The organism is Cupriavidus sp. USMAHM13 (assembly GCF_001854285.1).
In the GTDB taxonomy this organism is placed as follows: domain Bacteria; phylum Pseudomonadota; class Gammaproteobacteria; order Burkholderiales; family Burkholderiaceae; genus Cupriavidus; species Cupriavidus malaysiensis.
In genome coordinates, this window is the sequence record NZ_CP017752.1 from 2,480,598 (window position 1) to 2,500,676 (window position 20,079).

Annotated in this window: 15 protein-coding genes, 1 tRNA gene and 2 pseudogenes; 12 read left to right on the forward strand and 6 right to left on the reverse strand. The window is 62.4% G+C overall.

The window, feature by feature from the left end:
* Positions 1–72 precede the first annotated feature (72 nt).
* The 5 genes from BKK81_RS29200 (at position 73) to BKK81_RS29220 (ending at position 7,782) form a co-directional block, all read left to right on the forward strand.
* Complete coding sequence (locus tag BKK81_RS29200) at positions 73–1,128, forward strand: 3-keto-5-aminohexanoate cleavage protein (protein ID WP_071020187.1); 1,056 nt, start codon at positions 73–75, stop codon at positions 1,126–1,128.
* Between the two features lie 93 nt (positions 1,129–1,221).
* Positions 1,222–2,487: an MFS transporter gene (locus BKK81_RS29205; RefSeq protein ID WP_071020190.1), complete on the forward strand. Its 1,266-nt coding sequence runs from the start codon at positions 1,222–1,224 to the stop codon at positions 2,485–2,487.
* A 13-nt stretch (positions 2,488–2,500) separates the two neighbouring features.
* On the forward strand, positions 2,501–3,340 hold the full coding sequence (locus BKK81_RS29210) for an SDR family NAD(P)-dependent oxidoreductase (protein WP_071020193.1): 840 nt from the start codon (positions 2,501–2,503) through the stop codon (positions 3,338–3,340).
* Positions 3,341–3,760: 420 nt separating this feature from the next.
* The gene (locus BKK81_RS29215) at positions 3,761–6,034 is read left to right on the forward strand and encodes a rhomboid family intramembrane serine protease (protein WP_071020196.1); all 2,274 of its coding nucleotides are present in this window, start codon (positions 3,761–3,763) and stop codon (positions 6,032–6,034) included.
* A 368-nt stretch (positions 6,035–6,402) separates the two neighbouring features.
* Positions 6,403–7,782 (forward strand): ISNCY family transposase, encoded by a 1,380-nt coding sequence (locus BKK81_RS29220; RefSeq protein ID WP_083384526.1) that lies wholly within the window; start codon positions 6,403–6,405, stop codon positions 7,780–7,782.
* A gap of 158 nt (positions 7,783–7,940) precedes the next feature.
* Here the strand turns inward: BKK81_RS29220 and BKK81_RS35730 are convergent, their stop codons facing one another.
* A complete protein-coding gene (locus tag BKK81_RS35730; RefSeq protein ID WP_071073779.1) occupies positions 7,941–8,276 on the reverse strand; it encodes a hypothetical protein in 336 nt (111 codons plus the stop codon).
* A 943-nt stretch (positions 8,277–9,219) separates the two neighbouring features.
* Here BKK81_RS35730 and BKK81_RS29225 point away from each other — a divergent pair.
* On the forward strand, positions 9,220–10,620 hold the full coding sequence (locus BKK81_RS29225; RefSeq protein WP_071020199.1) for an ISNCY family transposase: 1,401 nt from the start codon (positions 9,220–9,222) through the stop codon (positions 10,618–10,620).
* 26 nt (positions 10,621–10,646) lie between these two features.
* Here BKK81_RS29225 and BKK81_RS35735 read toward each other — a convergent pair whose 3' ends face one another.
* A complete protein-coding gene (locus BKK81_RS35735; protein ID WP_156811483.1) occupies positions 10,647–10,988 on the reverse strand; it encodes a DUF6572 domain-containing protein in 342 nt (113 codons plus the stop codon).
* 239 nt (positions 10,989–11,227) lie between these two features.
* Between BKK81_RS35735 and BKK81_RS35740 the strand changes: the two are divergent.
* Positions 11,228–11,319 (forward strand): annotated as a pseudogene (locus tag BKK81_RS35740) (SDR family oxidoreductase); the annotation flags it as partial.
* 51 nt (positions 11,320–11,370) lie between these two features.
* Here BKK81_RS35740 and BKK81_RS34730 read toward each other — a convergent pair.
* Complete coding sequence (locus BKK81_RS34730; protein ID WP_231908129.1) at positions 11,371–12,261, reverse strand: LysR family transcriptional regulator; 891 nt, start codon at positions 12,259–12,261, stop codon at positions 11,371–11,373.
* Between the two features lie 115 nt (positions 12,262–12,376).
* Here BKK81_RS34730 and BKK81_RS36630 point away from each other — a divergent pair, with 115 nt between their 5' ends.
* The 4 genes and pseudogenes from BKK81_RS36630 to BKK81_RS29250 form a co-directional block, all read left to right on the forward strand.
* Positions 12,377–13,066: a hypothetical protein gene (locus tag BKK81_RS36630; protein ID WP_231908130.1), complete on the forward strand. Its 690-nt coding sequence runs from the start codon at positions 12,377–12,379 to the stop codon at positions 13,064–13,066.
* Complete coding sequence (locus BKK81_RS29235; protein WP_071020206.1) at positions 13,063–14,298, forward strand: pyridoxal phosphate-dependent aminotransferase; 1,236 nt, start codon at positions 13,063–13,065, stop codon at positions 14,296–14,298. The genes BKK81_RS36630 and BKK81_RS29235 overlap by 4 nt, the downstream gene beginning before the upstream one ends.
* A gap of 41 nt (positions 14,299–14,339) precedes the next feature.
* Positions 14,340–15,212 carry a phosphonopyruvate hydrolase gene (locus BKK81_RS29240; protein ID WP_071022580.1) on the forward strand — a complete coding sequence of 291 codons (873 nt, stop codon included), beginning with the start codon at positions 14,340–14,342 and terminating at the stop codon, positions 15,210–15,212.
* Positions 15,213–16,076: 864 nt separating this feature from the next.
* A pseudogene (locus BKK81_RS29250) lies at positions 16,077–16,382 on the forward strand (IS6 family transposase); the annotation flags it as partial.
* Positions 16,383–16,508: 126 nt separating this feature from the next.
* Here the strand turns inward: BKK81_RS29250 and BKK81_RS35750 are convergent.
* The 3 genes from BKK81_RS35750 to BKK81_RS29260 form a co-directional block, all read right to left on the reverse strand.
* Positions 16,509–16,649 (reverse strand): hypothetical protein, encoded by a 141-nt coding sequence (locus tag BKK81_RS35750; RefSeq protein ID WP_156811484.1) that lies wholly within the window; start codon positions 16,647–16,649, stop codon positions 16,509–16,511.
* Positions 16,650–16,700: 51 nt separating this feature from the next.
* A complete protein-coding gene (locus BKK81_RS29255; RefSeq protein WP_071020211.1) occupies positions 16,701–17,924 on the reverse strand; it encodes an RtcB family protein in 1,224 nt (407 codons plus the stop codon).
* 60 nt (positions 17,925–17,984) lie between these two features.
* Positions 17,985–18,056, reverse strand: a tRNA-OTHER gene (locus BKK81_RS29260).
* 331 nt (positions 18,057–18,387) lie between these two features.
* Between BKK81_RS29260 and rtcR the strand changes: the two genes are divergently transcribed.
* Positions 18,388–19,974 (forward strand): RNA repair transcriptional activator RtcR, encoded by a 1,587-nt coding sequence (rtcR, locus tag BKK81_RS29265; RefSeq protein WP_071020214.1) that lies wholly within the window; start codon positions 18,388–18,390, stop codon positions 19,972–19,974.
* Positions 19,975–20,079: the final 105 nt, after the last annotated feature.

Here is a 20,079-nt window from a genome sequence, read left to right on the forward strand (position 1 = left end):
GGTTTCCGCGAGTTTCTGCTGGCACGGCAGCGTGCCGCGCCAGCCCGATCCCGAACCACAAGGAGACAGAACATGCATTTCCTCGATGATTCCCTGCTGCCCGAAAACCAGGAGAAGCTGGTGATCCAGGTCGCGCCCTACGGCCCCCAGTGGCTGCCGGGCGATTCCGATGACATCCCGGTGACCCTGGACGAACAAGTGCAGAAGGCGGTGGATTGCTACAACGCCGGCGCCACGGTGCTGCACGTGCATGTGCGCGAGGCCGACGGCAAGGGCAGCAAGCGGCTGTCGATGTTCAACGAGATGCTGGCGCGCCTGCGCGAAGCCGTGCCGAAGATGGTGTTGCAGGTGGGCGGCTCGATCTCCTTCGCGCCGGAAGACGACGGCCAGGCCGCACGCTGGCTCAACGACGACACCCGCCATATGCTGGCCGAATTGCAGCCGCGCCCGGACCAGGTCACGGTGGCCATCAACACCAGCCAGATGAACGTGATGGAGCTGATGACCGCGGCGGACGTCGCCGGCACCTCGCTCGCCAGTCCCGCCCTGCAGGCCGCCTATCGCGACATGATCGTGCCGTCCAATCCATCCTGGCATGTGGAGCACATCCGCCGCCTGGTCGCCAACGGCATCCAGCCGCACTTCATGCTGGGCAACCTGACCTCGCTGGAGACGGTCGAGCGGCTGATCCGCCGTGGCGACTACTGCGGGCCGCTGGTGCTCAACTACGTGGCGATCGGCGGCGGCGCCGCCGGCCTGCATCCGGCCGACATGATCGAGTTCGCGCGCCGCACGCCCGACGGCGCCGTGCTGACCATCGAGACGCTGAACCGCAACGTGGTGCCGATGAACACCATGGCCATCGCGCTGGGCCTGCATGTACGAGTCGGCATCGAAGACACCCTGTTCGGCCCGGACGGCGAGCGCGCCAGCTCGGTCCGGCAGGTCGAGCAGATGGTGCGCATCGCGCGCGAACTGCACCGCGAGGTGGCCAGCGGCGAGGATGCTCACCGCATCTACCGGACCGGCACCTTCTGGAGCGGCGCCGACGAGACCCTCGCACACCTGGGCATGGTGCCCAACCGCGGCACGGCGCAGCGTGGCGTACCGCTGCGCAAGGCAGCCTGACGGCAACCCTGCCGCACCCCGGCCAGCGGCGGCAGTGTGCCGCCGCGCCGGCGCGCCCGCGGGCGCGGTCTTTGCCCTGAACGGAGACGACTGATGGACTGGAAGAAGCGCCCCCCGGCCGTGCTGGCCTGCCTGCTGGTGATCCACCTGCTGGCGCACATCGACCGCAATATGCTGCTGGGCTTCTCGCCCCAAGTGATCGCGGAACTCCACCTCAGCAATGCCCAGTACGGTTTCCTGGTCGGCGCCGTATGGGTGTTGAGCTTCGGTGCGATGGCGCTGGTGCTGGGGTCGCTGGCCGACCGCTTCAGCCGTACCCGCGTGATTGCCGCCGGCGTGCTGATCTGGAGCCTCTGCACCTGGGCCTCGGGCCATGCGCAGAGCTTCGGCCAGCTGGTGCTGGCGCGCTTCTTCGTCGCCAGCGGCGAAGCGGCGCTGGTGCCGGCGGCAGTGAGCCTGCTGGCCGAGCTGTTCAGCGAGCGGCGCCGCAGCACCGCCATGGGGGTGTTCTTCATGGGCATCCCGATGGGCGTGGGCTGCAGTTTCCTGCTGGCCGGCACCTTCGGCGCCAGCCACGGCTGGCGCGCCACCTTCTATGCACTGGGTGCCGCCGGCATGGCCCTGGCCCTGCCGCTGGCCTGCCTGCGGGAAGACCGCACGGCGCAGGCGATCACGGAGCGCGGCGCCCCCTTCCTGCAGCAGATGGCAGCAGTGTTGCGCCTGATACGGGAAAGCCGGCCGCTGCGCCACTTGCTCGCCGGCGTGGTGCTGGTGCATGTGGTCTTTGCCGGGCTGTCGTTCACGCAGCTCTGGCTGGTCAAGGAACGCGGCATGGATGCGGCCGTCATCGCCACCCGCATCGGGCTGCTGCAACTGGTGTTCGGCACGCTCGGCGCCGTCGTCGGCGGCATGCTCGGCGACCGCGCGGCGCGCCGCCTGCCGGGAGGGCACGCCGCGCTGATGGCCTTGCTGGTGCTGCTGTGCGCACCGCTGATGATCGCCTACCGCTTCGCCGAACCGGGTTCGCCGGCCTTCTATGCCGGCATGTGCGCCGGCGCCTTCCTGCCGCTGGCGGTCTACGGGCCGGCGAACGCCGCCATCATGGCGCGCGTGCCGGCGCACACGCGCTCGACGATGACCGGCTTCTCGATGCTGTGCATCAATGTGTTCGCGATCTCGGCCGGCAACCTGCTGGCCGGCTGGGCCATCGACCTGCTCGGCCGGCAAGGGACCGCGTCGCCGATCACCTACGTCCTGCTGGGCACCGACCTGGTGGCGATCGCTTCCGCCATCGCCTTTGCCTGTGCCGCGCGCTGTGCCCGCCGGCCGGCGCTTGCCGGCATCCACGCCACACGCTGAAGGAGACAGCACCATGCTTCAGGAAAACCGGGCCCTGGACGGCCGCGTGGCGCTCGTCACCGGAGCAGGACGCGGCCTCGGCGGCGCAATCGCGCTGGCGCTCGGCCAGGCCGGCGCCACCGTCGCCGTGTGCGATATCGACTTGCCGGCGCTGGAGCATACCCGCGCGACGGTGGCCGCCACCGGTGCCCGCTGCCTCGCCTTCCCCTGCGACGTCTCCGCCAGCGCGGCGGTCGATGCCATGGTCGACGACATCGTGCGGCAATGCGGGAGCCTGCACATCCTCATCAACAACGCCGCCGTGATCCCGACCCGGCCGGCCGACGTCGAACGGCGCAACCGCCACTATGCCTACCTGACCACACCGCTGCCGCGGCAGTCACTGCAGTTCACCAGCGCGCTGAGCGACGAGGAGTGGCATCGCTTCTGGGACGTCAATGTTCACGGCGTGTTCTACTGCACGCGCGCCGCGCTGCGGCAGATGGAGACGCAGCGCTACGGCCGCATCGTCAACATCGCGTCGGTCGCCGGCCTGTCGGCGATGAGCGCGCATAGCCCGCACTACAGCGCCACCAAGGGCGCGGTGATCGCCTTCACCAAGTCGGTCGCCGCCGAGGTCGCCGGTGCCAACATCTTCGTCAACGCGATGGCGCCGGGCGGGGTACTGACGCCAGATTTCGAAGACTACCTGGCCAATGCAGGAGAGGAGAAGACCCGCCAGTTCTGGCAGATCTGCCCGGCCGGGCGCCTCGGTACCATGGCCGAGTATGCGTCGACCGTGGTCCACCTGGCCGGCGACCGGCACTACCTGGTCGGCCAGGTCATCAGCCCGAACGGCGGGACAGTGATCTAGGCAGGGCAGGAGAGGGCACGGCGCCGCCGCGCGCAGTCCTGTGCCAGGTCCGCCGGCAACACAGCGCGCACCGGCGCCGGTCTGTTGTGTATACAGCATACGCGCGCCGGACTCCCTGCAGCGTGCGGCGGCAGACCGACAAGCCACCGCCGGCCCGCCACACTGCTCTCTCGCGCGATGGCGCCCGCTTCGCCGAAACGGCGCGCCTTGCCGGTATCCGGCGCGAGCGCGGCATGCAGGCCGCGTCCCTGAAAAGTGCAGCGGCGCAAGTCCGCACCCTGCGTGCAGGAGCGGCACGCGGTTCGCCCGATCGCGGAGGGCTGTCTCAGTCACGCTCATCCAGTCACACTCAACACACTCAACACCTTGCCGCGTCAGGCGTTGGGAGCCGACGCGGAAACCAGGGGAGGGCGGAGGACCATGGAACCGTCGAGCCAGATGCAAGGCATGCGCCAGCAACTGATGCACGCCGAGGTCGCGGAGGAACGTTTCTCTGCCTCCCCCAAGAGCCCGCTGCGGACCAACCGCCTAACGCTGCGCCTGACGTTTACCGCGCTCTTGCTACTGCTTGTGCTCAAGCTACGCGGCCATCCCCAGCTTCTCGCCCCGCTGGCCGGTGTGATCCTGTCTATCCTGCTGTACGCCGAGCTGGCCATGCGCCGCCAGCTCGGCAAGGGCAAGCCATTGGTCACGCTCGATAGCGAGTCGATCGCGTCGCCGCGGTTCCAGGGCAAGAGCCAGCGCGTCGACTGGGGCGAGATCGACCAGGTGACGGTGCGCATGCGGCGAGGCGGGGCGTTCCTGGAACTGCAGCTCAAGCCGGATGCGGGCACCGCCGGCAGCGGCATCCTGCCCTGGAGCCAGCCATGCGCGGGCAGGGTGGCGCTGCCCCTGGCGGCGTTCGACAATGCCGACCGCGAGCGCTTGCTCGACGCCATCCACTGCCGCCTGGATGCCACCGGCCAGATGCCGGCCGTCGCCAGGATACGGACCAACCAGTTCGCCGCCGAACGGCAATTTGCCGAGAAACTCCATGCGCTGAGCCCGCGTCCCTGGATGACCCACGCCTTGATCGCCGCCAACGTTGTCATCTGGCTGCTGTCGCTGCGCTCGGGCGGGGGCATCGCGCAGACACCGGCGAGCACCCTGTTCGCATTGGGGGGAAATGCCGCATCGGCAGTGCAGCAGGGCGAATGGTGGCGGCTGTTGAGCGCCATCTTCCTGCACGCCAGCCTGATGCACGTGACGATGAACATGCTTGGCCTGTACACCGCCGGTGTCACGGTCGAGCGGATCTACGGCGCGCGCGCCTACCTGTTGATCTACCTGGCCTCCGGACTGCTCGGCAGCGCCTTGAGCCTGCACTTCGCCGCTCAGCACGTGGTCTCGGTCGGCGCATCGGGCGCGGTTTTCGGCGTGACCGGTGCCATGCTGGTCGCCGTGGGAAAGAACCGCGAGCAGATTCCCGAGACCCTCAGCAAGCGCCTGATCGTGCAACTCGCAGTCTTCATCGCCTACGCGCTGCTGCAAGGCTTCTCGCGCCAAGGCATCGACAATGCCGCGCATATCGGCGGCCTGATCGGTGGCAGCGCGCTAGCCTGGCTGTTGCCCGCGCGCCTGGACATGAGCCGCTACCAGCGCACGGCGGCGGTCAGCCTGCTGGCCGGACTGGCCCTCGGAACGCTTTCCATTGCCGCACTGGCGATGCTTGCGCCCAAGGCGGCGCTGGACCAGCGCGCGGCCCTCGCCAGCGAAGACCACATGAAGCACGGACTGCTTGAATTCGTCCGCACTCAAGTCTGTTCAGGCGGACGAACAAGCCCTGCGCGCCGGGACCCTGTCGACCAAGGCGATCGCGGAACGCGAACGCAACCAATACATCCCCGCGCTCAGACAGATCGACACCGAACTCAGCGGCGTCAAGCTCCGCCCCGGAGACCCCCGGCAGCCACTGGTGGCCGACATCACGCGCGGGACCGAGTTGATGATCGAAGCCATGTCCCTCGACGCTGCGAACGACTCGGGCAATCGTCAACCGAAGCCGGCGGATCAAGCGCATCTCGCCAGCCTGCGGGCCCAGCTCCGCGAAATCGGCGAGCAGATCCGGCAGGAGACCGCGGAGATCAGGAAGCGTGCCAGGCGGTGAGAAACGGACAAGCCGAGGCCTTGCTGCGACCTCTGCGGAAATCCGGCGGTGCCGCACGCTGGCCAGTCGGCATTGCTTTTCCGTCGTTGGGGCCAGCCGGCAGCTTGCGCCAGGGCCTGGCCTTGCCGAGCCGATTACCTCCCGCAGCCCAGCTGAAACTGCTGGTCGCGCAGCTGCCGGTGGGTCCGTTTGAGCTGGTCCATGAACTGCCAACCGTTGATCTGGCGCATCTGGATCTCGACCGCCCGAACCTGGCCATCGATCGCACTGCAAAGGCCTCGTCGATTGTTCTCTGCAGCAACGAGCTGCCGTTGTTCCTGGGCCAGTTGGGCCTGGTATTGCAACTCCGAGACCCTGCGCTCCTGCAGAAAGGCCTGCTCCTGCTGCTTTACCTCGGCGCTTTTACCGATGACCGACACGCTTCCGCCTTGGCCGCTTGTGATATCGGTGTAACCAGGCGGACAAACGTCGTCGAGATAAAGGATGCGGCCGCCATTGCGGCACTTGCTCGCGCCGTGGACATTGAAGGCGGCCGCGAGGATCGCTAGCAGGAATAGGCTGCGCATTGGTTTTCTTAGCGTTTTGCGGCGTATTCTACGTTACACGAATGTGCATCATGAAGCATGCCGCAGCCAGGAACGGCGCAGGAGCGTGGCGGGCGTTTCAGGAGAGAGGTACTCGAGCTGCAGGCGGCCGCCGGCTAGCCTGGTGATGGGGCAAGGCGCGCGTGGATTGCGCTTGGCGGCTTCTATCGTCTCGGTCGGATTCGTCTTATATTTAACATAAGGTTAATTATGCGTAACTGTTATGTTACGGCCAAATAGTATTGTCGTACTTGGGCCAATTAGAACTGTCGCAGTGCTTGCCAGTCCTGGCAAGCTGGCGGCTTTCCGTCCGTCCGAGACTGGAGGCCGCCATGGGCAAGCCCGAGATTCTGACCGTGACGATGCGCGAACTGGACCGACTCAAGGTGATACAGGCCGTGGTGGAGCACGGCCTGGCGGTCTGGCGCGCCGCCGAGAAGCTGGGCTTGTCGCGCCGGCAGGTGGAGCGCTTGGCGCAGCGGTACCGGGCGGATGGGCCGAGCGGCCTCGCTTCGCGCAAGCGCGGCCGCCCCGGCAACCGCCAGTTGCCGCCTGGCCTGGAGTCTCGCGTGTGCGGACTGATCCGTGACAGCTACGCCGACTTCGGCCCAACGCTGGCCGCCGAGAAACTGCGGGAGCGTCATGGCATCGACCTGGCCAAGGAAACGGTGCGCCGGATCATGGTCGACGCGGGCTTCTGGGTGCCGCGCAGGCAGCGCCCGCCCAAGGTCCACCAGCCGCGCAATCGGCGGGCCTGCCTGGGCGAGCTGGTCCAGATCGACGGCAGCGACCACCACTGGTTCGAAGACCGCGCGCCGGCGTGCACGCTGCTGGTCTATGTCGACGACGCCACCGGCCGGCTGATGCAGCTGCTGTTCGTGCCGACCGAGTCGACCCCCGCCTATTTCACCGCCACCCGGGCCTATCTCGAGCGGCACGGCAAGCCGCAGGCGTTCTATTCGGACAAGTTCAGCGTGTTCCGGGTCAGCGCTAAGGCCAACGCCGAAGGCCGAGGCTATACGCAGTTCGGACGGGCGTTGTTCGAGCTGAATATCGACATCCTGTGCGCCAATTCCAGCCAGGCCAAGGGCCGCGTCGAACGGATGAACGGCACGCTGCAGGACCGCCTGGTCAAGGAGCTGCGGTTGCGCGGCATCAGCTCGATGGACGCCGCCAACGCCTATGCGCCGACGTTTATCGCGGACTTCAACGCGCGCTTTGCCAAGGTGCCAAAGAGCGATTTCAACGCGCACCGGCCGCTGCGTGGCGACGAGGATCTGGAACGAATCTTCAGCTGGCGCGAGTGGCGCAAGGTGTCGGCCAGCCTCACGCTGCAATACGACAAGGTGATGTACCTGCTGGAGGACCGGCCCGAGCACCGCCGCCTGATCCATCGCTACATCGAAGTGGCCGACTATCCGGACGGGCACGTGGAACTGTGGGCCGATGGCGCTGCCCTGCCCTACACCACCTACCACCGGCTCTCGGAGATCGACCAGGGCGCCATCGTGGAAAACAAGCGGCTGGGGCACGTGCTGGATATCGCCGCCCAGGTACAAGCGCTGCGCGACGACCGGCATCAGGCCGGCCCGTCGCGGACGCTGCAGGGCGAGCCACCACGGCCGCAGCACCCGCCGGGGCACGTAAAGCGTCAGCGGCTGATCAATCGGATCGACCTGGAGCGGGCGATCAAGGGTACGCCCCGGCCCTAGTTGGCCGCTTGCTGCCCGATAGCGGACGCCGGGCCCGCCCGATGCTGAAGGGCGGCTACCGACCCTAAGCATTCATTGGGCAACCTGGTAGTGGTGACCGCCACCGAACCCTTAGCGGTCAGTCGTCCTTGCTGGAAGCAGACATTCCATGCGTCGGATTAAATCACCCGAGGAACCCCAGGAGTTCGAGTTGCGCGGGTCTCTCCCGCGATCAGGCTGTCGAGCATTCCGTCGAACTCTCGGGCCAATTTAAGGTGTTGGCGCACGGAAGGCAGATACTCCGCTCGACTTGTTATGGCACTTACGGTCGACCGGAGGGTGCGCAGAATCTGCTTTGACACGCAGTATTCATGCTGAAGTCCCTCACCCTTCTGCCATAGATATTCCTTGAGGGCATCAAATGCTGAGGGATCGAAACTGTCGGCCGTGAGAAGCTTGCCGACAGAGCGATCCACCAACTCATCCAGTTTGATATCAAAATCGTTTTCCGACATAAGCGTCCTTCGGTTCCTGCGTCGCTAATGCGTCGCATATCAGCGGAGGAGTATAGCGATTGTCCAGCGGTGACTGTCCCCGATTGGCCGTCAGTCGCCATCTAAAGGGGCCGTCCAACTTGGTCGAAGTCCGCGCGAATGCTCGTCGCGCACCTTCTCCAGCGATGCCTTGTCACCCATCTCCGCTTCAATTTCTCCGATGCATCCCCAACAATCGCCACCGCAGTCCACGGACAATGGATCGTCGCCTCGATTCAGTTCACGCCCGCAAATCTGGCATCTCATTGTCAAACTCCGAGGATAGATGTAATTCCGATATTGGCTACATTCTGCCTTCATTAGACTGTTCGCCTCGAGCGCCTAATGAAAGCCTGAAGGTCCATGGACATCACTGCGGCAATCAGTTCAGTAATGTTGGTATGCCGCCCGGAAGGGGCGGCTGCGGCGAACGCTTCTCAGGATTGTGTGCAATCAGGGCCCTCATGTCGAGTGCCGGCTTCTGGCCGAACCCGGTCGGCAGCCGCCTGGTCGCCACCGATCGGAGCCAAGCGTCCCTGACCGGTCTGGCCGAGGCGCGACACCTTGCGGAGCGCGTCCGCGCGACCGCCCCGGCTGAGCGCGCGGCCCCGCAGCCCCCCGCAAGCACGCGGTCAGTTGAACTTGGCCCACCGCGCCGCCAGCGCCCCACCCGGCGCGGGACTCCGTCGCGTCAGGCCAGCCCCACCGCCCCACCGAAAACTCGCCAAAGCCTCCAAGCTCGCACAAAAAGCACGCCCGTGCCGACATTTGAATGTAGCCAGCCACGCGACAACTGAGAACCGCCTAGACATGTTATGTAGCGGCTAAGTTGTAATGTCCGGATCTGGCTAAGTAGAAATGTCCGCCTAGCCTGTCGTTCATGGTATCCAGCCTGCCCGGTTAGATGCGATGGAGACGCCAGGCGATGGCTAGATCTGAGGTCATTACGGTAAGCATGCGCGAGTTAGACAGGCTCAAGACCGTCCAGGCGGTCGTAGACGGCGAATTGCGGCCCAGTGTGGCCGCCGAGCGGTTGGAGATCACAGGTCGGCAATTCCGGCGATTGCTGGATCGCTACCGGCAGGAAGGCGCCTCGGGATTGGTTTCTCGCCGACGCGGGCGGCCCAGCAATAATCGATTGCCGGCGGAGCGCGAGGCTGCGGCGCTCGACCTCATTCGGGAGCACTACATCGACTTCGGGCCGACGTTGGCCGCGGAGAAACTGTGCGAAGTTCATGGTTTGTTCCTGGCCAAGGAGACAGTTCGGAGATTGATGGTTGGCGCTGGCCTCTGGGTGCCCCGCAAGCAGCGGCCGCCCAAGGTCCACCAGCCGCGCAACCGCCGGGCGTGCCTGGGCGAGCTGATCCAAATCGATGGCTGTGACCACCGCTGGTTCGAAGACCGGGCACCAGCTTGCACACTGCTGGTCTACGTGGACGATGCAACTAGCCAGATCATGGAACTGCGCTTCACCCACTCTGAGGCCACGTTCACGTACTTTGCAGCGACCCGAGCCTATCTGGATCGGCATGGAAAGCCGGTGGCCTTTTATAGCGACAAGGCCAGCGTCTTCCGTAACAACAAGCCGAACGCGACCGGTGGCGACGGTCATACCCAGTTTGCCCGGGCCTTGTTCGAGCTGAACATCGAGAGCATCTGCGCCAACAGCAGCCAAGCCAAGGGCCGCGTCGAGCGGACCCACCTAACGCTGCAGGACCGCCTGGTCAAGGAACTGCGTCTGCGCGGGATCAGTTCGATGGAGGCCGCCAATGCCTTCATGCCGGAGTTCATCGCCGACTACAACACACGCTTCGCCAAGGTGCCCCGGAACAGCCATAACGCTCATCGTCCGCTGCGACCCGACGAGGACCTGGACCTGATCTTCACCTGGCGCGAGCCACGCTGCGTGTCGAAGAGTCTGACGATTCAGTACGACAAGATGCTCTACCTGCTGACTGACACCCCGGAACATCGGAAGCTGGCCGGTCGCTACATCGATGTCTACCACTACCCGGACGGGAAGATCGAACCTCGGGCCAATGGCACTGCCCTGCCCTACACCACCTACGACAAGCTGTCGGAAGTCGATCAGGGGGCGATCGTGGATAACAAGCGGCTGGGGCACGTGTTGCAGTTGGCGCAATACGTTCAGGAGAAGCGCGACAACACGCGGTCGCAATCTGTGCCAAGCACGGACGGGGTTCCGCGCAAGCGTGGGCGACCGCCCGGCAAGAAGTCGCAGCGATCGCTGGATCAGAACGACATGCTAGAGGCGCTGACGCGTTTGCAGCAACAGCCATGGCCGTTAAACGGTACTGACGACTAGACCAAGAGAACCACCACCGCTGAAGCCTAAGACATATCGCCATCGTATCCTTTGCCTGAGTGACGCAGGAGGAGTGAAGCTCCATAGGTCTCTACGATCTCGTTGGCTCGCACCAAGAATTGCATCGCGCTTTCATCTGGTCGGAACCTTGAGATGACGTCCACGATAAGCTGGCGACGCTTTGCCTCAGGATAGGATGCATAAATCTCACCAGACTCGATAAAGCCGAGATATGTATTGATTTTCTCTTGAAGTAGTTGCAGGTGTTTCAAGTCCCAGGGGAGCGGGTCGATGATGCTTAGATGAACCGCACCTGTCACTGCATCTATGCCAATTGCATCAATGATTTCACTGCGCTCTACCGTCATTGCTCATTCTGCCGGCTTGGATTTCGGACATTTTAACTTAGCCAGCGACCGGACATTTCAACTTAGCCTGGACACTAACTGTTACGGCCAAATAGTAGTGTCGTACTTGGGCCAAAAGCACGCTCGTGCCGACAGCCAGCCACGCGACACCTGAGAACCGCCTAGACACAAACTGCATGAGCAACGCGGTAATGTCCGGTTCTAGCAAAGCTGCGGCGGTCCTCCAAAGAAGCGCAACAATGGACTTCGGACTGCAAGGCAAACATGCCAGGTATGCGGCGCGAGCAAAGGGCTGGGCTTTGCATGTGCCGATGTGCTGGCCGCCGAAGGCCGTAAACCGTATTAAATCTGTCACCGTTGCGACCGTAAATGTGTCAACACACTATTCGTCCTGCAGGCGCCTTCGGAGGGCACCTTTGAACCAACGACAGAACTCCTGAGCCACCCGAACGTTCTTACCCTGCGGGTGAACATACGCTGTATAGCTCGCGCCCGAAGCAACGCGCTGGTCATCCGCCAGCACAAGCGTACCGTCACGCAGCTGATCCCGCACAAGAATACTCGGGACAATCAGCAGGCCAGCACCACCAATTGCGGCGGCCACGGCCAAGAACAGATGGTCGTAGACTGCGCTGACATGAAGGCGTTCAGGCGAAATATCCTTCGCTACAGCCCACACTGGAATTGCATCCGGCCTTGACCTGGCTGCGATTAGTGGCCACCGGGACGGCGCAACCGCGCGATGTGTTGTAGCGACAGAAGGCGAACCCACGCACACCAATTCCTCGCGAATCAGTTCCCAACTCTCCGTACCTGGCAGGCTCTGGTCACGGGTGATTAGCACATCAAAGAGTTCCTGCGCCTGAGGAGCAGATAGCGACGTTATCAGGTCGACTTGTACGGGATTCCGAGCTGTGAAGGCTCCCAGCACAGGCACGATGACCGTCATCGCGAAGCTCGGCATCGAGGTACGCACCGTCAATCGGTCCGGCGTATACCGTGCTTGCGCCATCTGCTGCGTGGCCAATTCAATCGTCGAGACAGCGTCCTTTACCGCGTCATAGAACTGGGTACCTGCCGGTGTCATTGCAATGTTTGAGCCTTTTCGCTCAAACAATGGGCGATCCGCCAGAGCCTCCAGGGTGGCAATGTGCCTGCTCACCGCGCTTTGGGTGATGCCCAAGGCCTCACCTGCCCGCGTGAAGTTCCCGTGTCTACCAACAGTAACGAACACGCGGATTGCTATCAGGGGTACATCTGCGTTTTTCAGCATGAGTAAAACTCATTGTTTCCCAATGAAAGCCTGATGGGCAGCGGGAGAGAGCATAGTATAGCCTTGAACAAACGCCTACGATTCCTTCGCCGCCAAAACCCACAAGGAGACGAAGGTGAAGTTCAAGCGTGCATCAATGCCATGCGGAATGCTCATACTGGAGAGTCTTGGCATTCGAAGTTCAGTTGCCGCGGAAGTTGTCCTGTACTCATCTAACGACGTCGAGACGGTCAACCGTGTCGTCGAGCAGTTCACCAAAGAGAATCCCGGCATCAAGGTGTTAGTAGTACGTGCCGGTAGGAACCTGGAGGAAGCAGCCCTTAGCTTGGCGCGCCCACTCGGGAAGGTCCTGTCTGGCGTCACAACACCGCTGGTCTTGTCCTCCGTGTTCTCCGGTGCATTGATTGTCTTCGCACATGTAATCGGTGGCTTCGGAGTACCAGCGATCCTTGGTGCTCGCACGCCAGTGCTTGCGGTGAAAGCCTATAACGAGTTCGTCAGCGAGATGGGTGGCAACCCGACCGTGGCTTCCCTGCTTGTGTTCCTTGGCATCGGAATGCTGCTGATTCAGAAGGGTATTGTTGAACGTAGACAGTTCCAGATGGAGTCAGCACCGCTGACCATTTCCGGCTGGCGAGCCAAGCTCGCTACTACTTGCGTACTCGCCGTGGTCGGGCTATCGCTGCTGCCGACACTCGTGGTGACTGTCACGGCAACATATAGTTTGCTGCTTCTCCTGACAATCTTCATCCCGCTGGCGCTTGATCGCTGGGCACTCCACCTCAAAATAGGAGCGATTGAATGACAGCCACCGACAACTTCCACAGGAATTTCCTGGCACATCGTGTCCTTGGGGCCAAGCCATCGGCCACGAAAGAGATGACTCGCCTTTCTGCGCAGCTCAAGCGAGAAGGCCACGATGTCATTACGCTCAGCCAGGGGGAACCGGATTTTCCGACGCCCGAGCATATTCGTGAGGCGGCTAAAGCTGCCATCGACCGCAATGAGTCGCGATACACGGATGTTGCCGGCACGCTTGCACTGCGCGAAGCCGTCGTCCGCAAGTTCCAGCTTGACAATGGTCTGACCTTCAGCCCACAGCAAATTCAGGTCGGATGCGGGGCTAAGCAACTGCTATATAACGCGCTGCAGGCAACCGTCAATCCGGGCGACGAAGTGGTGATCCCCACCCCAGCGTGGGTTTCTTATCCGGAGATGGTCCAGCTTGCAGGGGGCCAGCCAGTCATCGTCCGCTGTAGTGCAGCCTCTGGCTTCAAGTTGACACCGGATCAGCTCAAAGAAGCGCTCTCACCACGGACCAAATGGCTGATGCTCAACTCTCCATCCAATCCGTCGGGTGCGGTCTACAGCCACAGCGAACTCGCCGCATTAGCGGAAGTACTGCTCCGGCATCCGCACGTGTGGATCTTGGCCGACGACATCTATGAGTTGATTCGCTATGACGATACGCCATTCGCCACGCCCGCAGCGGTCACGCCGGAACTTGCTGCACGTACCCTGACCATTAACGGGGTCTCCAAAGCCTACGCCATGACAGGCTGGCGGGTGGGATTTGGAGCTGGCCCGTTGGAACTCATCCAGGCCATGAACCTGGTTCAGTCGCAGTCGACGTCACACACCAGCTCAATTAGCCAGGCCGCCTCAATCGCCGCACTGGATGGTCCGATGGACTTCCTGCCCGGCTTCGTTGAGACGTTTCGCCAGCGCCGGGATAGCATTGTTGCGCGTCTTCGTGCCATTGACGGCATCACATGCGACGTCCCGCCAGGTGCCTTCTATGCATTCCCCGGATGCCACGATCTGCTTGGCCGACGCGATGCAGCCAACAACCTGATTTCTTCCGACAGCGATCTGGCGATGTTCATTCTGAAGACGGCTGGGGTAGCAGTGGTGCCCGGTATTGCGTTCGGGTTGCCCGGACACTTCCGCATTTCTTATGCCGCGTCCGACAGTGAGCTCGAAGAGGCGATGAATCGGATCGCTACTGCATGCGCTCAATTGCGCCGGGAACTATGAGCTCGATTCTTGAGACCCTCACCAAACACAGAACTTTGCAGATGACAAAAAACCAGACTCTTCGAAGGGCCCTCGAAGACGGCAAGCTCTTCACTGCCATGGCGGCGCACAATCCTCTTAGCGCAAAACTGGCGGAGGAAGCCGGCTTTGGCGGAATTTGGGGCAGCGGCTTTGAGCTTTCTGCCAGCTACGCCGTGCCCGATGCCAACATCCTCTCGATGGGACTCCATCTGGAGATGATGCGGGCAATTGCCTCCGTGGTGTCCATCCCTCTCATTGCAGATATCGATACCGGCTTTGGGAACGCAGTAAATGTCAACTACATCGTTCGGCAATATGAAGAGGCCGGAGCATCCGCAATTGTCATGGAGGACAAGACGTTCCCCAAGGACACGAGCTTGCGCGAGGCCGGCCGCCAGGATCTTGTGAGGATTGAAGAGTTTCAGGGGAAAGTCGCCTCAGCAGTAGATGCACGTCGGGATGCCGATCTTGTCGTCGTAGCACGTACCGAGGCGTTGATTGCCGGCCGAGGCCAGGCAGAAGCTATCGAACGCGGCTTGGCGTACGAGGAAGCTGGCGCAGACGCGATTCTGATTCACTCCAAACAGAAGACGCCTGACGAGGTGCTCGACTTCATCCGTGCCTGGCCTGGAAGGATTCCTTTGGTTTTGGTCCCTACTGCCTATCCCCAACTGACCGAGCCGGACATTGAGGCTCTTCGGAAGGTTGGCATCGTGATCTACGGAAACCACGCGATCCGCGCGGCCGTTGGCGCCATGAAGGATGTCTTTGCAACGATTCGGAGAGATAGAGGGATTCGCCAGGTCGACTCATATCTACCGTCTGTGAAGGAGATCATTGCCCTCCAAGGTGATGAACACATGCGCAGCATCGAATCCAGGTTCCTTCGATAGGTCAGATCAACCTCTTGCTGTGTCTGCTGCCGTACCCTCCGGCAGCGAATATCGTTACTCACGGGATCAAGCTTCTGCATATGGATTCAAATCTCTTCTCTTTCTCTGGTGGCAATGTCGCCCTCCCCAACACCGTCCTTTGTGATCGAGCCGATGGCGGCCACCTCCTCGTTCATCCGCCGCGACCTGTATGGGAACGAAGCGAACTTACGCCAGAAGAGCTCGCGCAATGGTCGTACTTGGTAGCTGCGACGGGACGAGCTATGCTCGAGACCCTTCCTCAACTGCGAGATGGATGCCTGAACTATTGGGAAGCGGGAAACTGGACTCTCAATGACGCTGCACCGCCAGTTGGCCCTAAAAATGTTCAGGATCACCGTCGTGTACATCTTCACGTATTGGGTCGAAGTCGCCAAGCACATCACCCCGACTGGCGGTGGGGTGAGTCACCAAGGTTTCCGGACTACGTCCATAAGGGAGCCTGGGCAGCGAAATTCATACCGTTGACGCGCACCGAATGCGAATTGGTGTCTCATCGCATTTCGGAACTCTTGCGGGATTATTACCAGGTTTCGTACTGATAGCCATTTGAATGGCTCTATAGTCTATCTCACCTTCCATACTGCGCAAGTTGGGGCAGATTCTACCGTTCGATGGCATTTATAATCTACCTCATCGGCTAGTAGCATGATTTCGAACCACCAGTTGCCAACTGAATTCCGGGCACGCGAGATCGGCTCCCAGGCGACCGAGGTCTCGGTCCGCGTAGGCGTGCTGAACTGCAACTCGATGCGCCGCAGGGTTCTGTCGCAATAAGCATCCGGTAGACTGTGCCGATGTTGAACACAGTGCGCATTGGCAGACATGAATCTGGAAATGGCGAAGGTCTTGAGGCGTCTGCACTATCCGCTGGAGGTAATGCTGACTTGCGTGCGCTGGTACGTCGCCTATCCGCTGAGCCTGCGGCATCTCGAGGAGATGATGGACGAGCGCGGCGTCTCGGTCGATCACTCGACCGTACATCGTTGGGCGCTCAAGATGCTGCCGGTGCTTAACAAGCTCTTTCGCCGGCACAAACGCCCGGCGGGAAAGAGTTGGCGCATGGATGAAACCTACATCCTGATACGCGCCCAGTGGAAATATCTGTACCGGGCAGTCGACAAGGCGGGCCTTTCTTGACTCGCTAGAACTCGCCAAGAAAAAGCTCGTCCCTCATTGAATCGGTGGATGCCGATTCAGCAGTCCAGCCACATGTAAGATCGACCGAACGTGAAGCTCCTATCGTTATCCGCCAGATCAAATACCTGAACAACATCGTCGAGGAATCTTCACTCCGTGATGGCGCTCGACGTTCTCCAGTTCCGCCATGATGCGCGCGCGCACCTCCGGCGCCACCGGATGGGCGCTGCGCACAGTTTGTGGTTCGGCAAACTGCATGGCTCCTCTCTCTGTCGACGGGGGACGGACTGCGCCCTCCCCCTTCTTGCCCTACCCCTTCACGCACACCACCTGGCGTAGCGTGTGGACGATTTCGACCAGGCTGCGTTGCGCTGCCATGACCGCATCGATGTCCTTGTATGCCATCGGGATCTCGTCGATCACGGCTTCGTCCTTGCGGCACTCCACATGCGCGGTGGCTTTCACCTGATCCGCCACCGTAAAGCGGCGCTTGGCTTCGGTGCGGCTCATCGTGCGTCCCGCGCCGTGGCTGCATGAGCAAAAGCTCTCCGGATTACCCAGGCCGCGCACGATGAAGCTCTTCGCTCCCATCGACCCCGGAATGATTCCGAGTTGTCCCTTTTGCGCCGATACGGCGCCCTTGCGGGTCACGTACACATCGGTGTCGAAGTGGCGCTCCCTTTGCACGTAGTTGTGATGGCAGTTCACCGCGTGCTCGTCGACGCTGAACGGCTTGCCGATCACCCCGCGCGCAGCGGCGATCACGGCCGCCATCATCACCTCGCGATTGCGGCGGGCGTACTCCTGCGCCCAGCCGACCGCCTCGACATAGTCATCGAAGTGCCGGCTTCCCTCCTCGAAGTAGGCCAGATCGCGGTCGGGCAGGTTCGCGATGTGCTGGCGCATGTCCTGCTGCGCCAGCTCGATGAACAGTGAACCAATGGCATTGCCCACGCCTCGCGAGCCGCTATGCAACATGAACCAGACACTGCCGGCTTCGTCCAGGCAGACCTCGATGAAATGATTGCCGGTACCGAGCGTACCCAGGTGGACGTAGTTGTTGGTCTTCTCCAGCTTCGGATACTTCTGGCGAATCTGGTCGAAGCCCGGAGCCAACGTCTTCCACACCTCGTCCACGTGGTGCGGCGCACGCTCTCCCCACGCGCCGGGATCGCGTCGACCCGGTGCGCGGCCGTGCGGTACGGCGCGCTCGATCGCGCGGCGCAGCGCCGCCAGCGAATCGGGCAGATCGGCTGCCTTCAGCGTCGTGCGCACGGCCATCATGCCGCAGCCGATATCGACGCCGACCGCGGCCGGAATAATGGCCCCCTGCGTGGGAATCACAGAACCGATCGTCGAGCCCTTGCCCAGGTGAACGTCCGGCATCACCGCCAGATGGCGGAACACGAACGGCATGCTGGCGGTATTGCGCAGTTGGCGGCGGGCGTCGTCTTCGACGGCCACGCCGTTCGTCCACATCTTCACTGGCTTACCGTGCGCCAGTTCCATCAGTTGATAGTCGATTGCACTCATCTTGAATCCTGAATTCTGAATTCCGAGATACACCAATAACAGGACTGCCCGTTCAGGACAGTGTTCGGGCGGGATTCGAACCCGCCACCTGCAGGCCGAAGCCGACTGCTCTACCCGATGAGCTTCCGAACAGTGCGGGATGCCCAGGGAATCGAGCCCAGGCGAAGCGCCAAGCGCCCCCGATCGCCTTCCTCCGCGCATGGCGGCATACGCCGTCGCAACAAACCCAGGTTCGGCGATGGCGCACCAGCAGGCCGGTTGAGAACCCTCGCTCGCGGGCCAGCGGGACATCCGGCTGAACCAGATTTAGCGAGGAGTGTGCCAACAGCCAGGGACTGAACGGATGATATTCTTAAGCCATTGATTCAAAAGCATTTTAGCCCCATCCAGCAACAGTTGGCAGGCTAGCTCATATCGCAATCTTTGATAATATCTTCGCGTTACTTATCTTCTGAGATACGTTATGCGCAAGACCGTCGCCATCGGCTTCCTTGGCACCGTGCTCGACCTCGGTGGTCGGGACAAGCGTTGGCGGAAATGGCGGCCAACGATCAGCCTCTGCAGCCAGCCCGACCTGCCCATCGACCGGCTGGAACTGTTGCACCCGCCCAGTCACGCCAGGCTGGCGCAGCGCATCGCCGACGACATCTCCACTTGCTCGCCGCGCACCGAAGTCAGGCTCGCGCCGATCTCGATCCACGATCCCTGGGATTTCGAGCAGGTCTACGCCACGCTGCATGACTTCGCACGCGACTACCCCTTCGACCTGGAGCAAGAGGATTACCTGCTGCACATCACCACGGGCACACACGTCGCGCAGATCTGCTGGTTCCTGCTGGCGGAGGCGCGATACCTTCCCGCCCGACTGGTGCAGACGTCTCCACCTCCGCCTACCGACGAGGGGCCGGGCGGGCCGGGCAGCGTCTCCGTGATCGACCTCGATCTCTCGCGATACAACCGCATCGCCCAACGCTTTCGCCGCGAACGGGACGAAACGGTGTCGTTCCTCAAGGCCGGCATCGCCACACGGAACCCACGCTTCAATGCCTTGATCGAGCAACTGGAGCGGGTCGCCGCCCGCTCGCGCGCACCGATGCTGCTGGTCGGCCCGACCGGGGCCGGCAAGTCATTCCTGGCCAAGCGTGTCTACGAGTTGAAACGCGGGCGCCACCAGATATCAGGCCCCTTCATCGAGATCAACTGCGCCACCTTGCGCGGCGATGCGGCAATGTCCACGCTCTTCGGCCATGTCAAGGGCGCCTTCACGGGAGCACAGAGTGCGCGGGCCGGCCTGCTGCGGGCAGCGGATGCAGGCCTGCTGTTCCTCGACGAGATCGGCGAACTCGGGCTCGACGAGCAGGCCATGCTGCTCAAGGCCATCGAGGAAAAGCGCTTCCTGCCGGTCGGCGCCGACAAGGAAATCGAGAGCGATTTCCAGTTGATCGCCGGCACGCACCGTGATCTACGGCGCATGGTCGCTGCCGGCTCGTTCCGGGAGGATCTGTACGCGCGAATCAATCTCTGGACCTATGCGCTGCCGGGACTCGCCGAGCGGCGCGAGGATATTGAACCGAACCTGGACTTCGAGCTGGACCGTATCGGCCGGGAACAAGGCGAACTGGTACGTTTCAACGTGGAGGCAAAGCGCCGCTACCTGGCGTTTGCCACATCAACCCAGGCAGCCTGGGCTGGCAACTTCCGTGAGCTATCCGCATCGGTAACGCGCATGGCTACGCTGGCGGATGCCGGCCGCATCACCGAGGCGGTGGCCAGCGAGGAAGTGCAGCGGCTTCAGGGAACGTGGAGCATGGACGGCGAGCAGGGCCTGGTCGACACCGTTCTTGGTGCGCAGGCCGGTGAACTGGACCTGTTCGATCGCGTGCAATTGGAGCAAGTGCTGGAGGTATGCCGGTCATCTGCCAGCCTGTCCGAAGCTGGGCGCGTGCTGTTCGCCGTGTCTCGCCAGAGCAAGAAGCAAGCGAACGATGCCGACCGCCTGAGGAAGTATCTTGCGCGTTTCGGCATCGAGTGGGAGCAAATTCCCCGGTAACCGCCCCCCTCTCCGGCCGTCCGCCCGGCCAGGCGAATCGCGTGATTTTCATGTCAATCAACGGCTTGCCATGGATATGGCGGAAAGATCGGGCGCGACTTTGTG

Bases quoted from the DNA above. Each gene is read 5' to 3' on its own strand.
- BKK81_RS29200 (WP_071020187.1), top strand. From the start codon at position 73: ATGCATTTCCTCGATGATTCCCTGCTGCCCGAAAACCAGGAGAAGCTG.
- BKK81_RS29205 (WP_071020190.1), top strand. From the start codon at position 1,222: ATGGACTGGAAGAAGCGCCCCCCGGCCGTGCTGGCCTGCCTGCTGGTG.
- BKK81_RS29210 (WP_071020193.1), top strand. From the start codon at position 2,501: ATGCTTCAGGAAAACCGGGCCCTGGACGGCCGCGTGGCGCTCGTCACC.
- BKK81_RS29215 (WP_071020196.1), top strand. From the start codon at position 3,761: ATGGAACCGTCGAGCCAGATGCAAGGCATGCGCCAGCAACTGATGCAC.
- BKK81_RS29220 (WP_083384526.1), top strand. From the start codon at position 6,403: ATGGGCAAGCCCGAGATTCTGACCGTGACGATGCGCGAACTGGACCGA.
- BKK81_RS35730 (WP_071073779.1), bottom strand. From the start codon at position 8,276: ATGTCGGAAAACGATTTTGATATCAAACTGGATGAGTTGGTGGATCGC.
- BKK81_RS29225 (WP_071020199.1), top strand. From the start codon at position 9,220: ATGGCTAGATCTGAGGTCATTACGGTAAGCATGCGCGAGTTAGACAGG.
- BKK81_RS35735 (WP_156811483.1), bottom strand. From the start codon at position 10,988: ATGACGGTAGAGCGCAGTGAAATCATTGATGCAATTGGCATAGATGCA.
- BKK81_RS34730 (WP_231908129.1), bottom strand. From the start codon at position 12,261: ATGCTGAAAAACGCAGATGTACCCCTGATAGCAATCCGCGTGTTCGTT.
- BKK81_RS29235 (WP_071020206.1), top strand. From the start codon at position 13,063: ATGACAGCCACCGACAACTTCCACAGGAATTTCCTGGCACATCGTGTC.
- BKK81_RS29240 (WP_071022580.1), top strand. From the start codon at position 14,340: ATGACAAAAAACCAGACTCTTCGAAGGGCCCTCGAAGACGGCAAGCTC.
- BKK81_RS35750 (WP_156811484.1), bottom strand. From the start codon at position 16,649: ATGCAGTTTGCCGAACCACAAACTGTGCGCAGCGCCCATCCGGTGGCG.
- BKK81_RS29255 (WP_071020211.1), bottom strand. From the start codon at position 17,924: ATGAGTGCAATCGACTATCAACTGATGGAACTGGCGCACGGTAAGCCA.
- rtcR (WP_071020214.1), top strand. From the start codon at position 18,388: ATGCGCAAGACCGTCGCCATCGGCTTCCTTGGCACCGTGCTCGACCTC.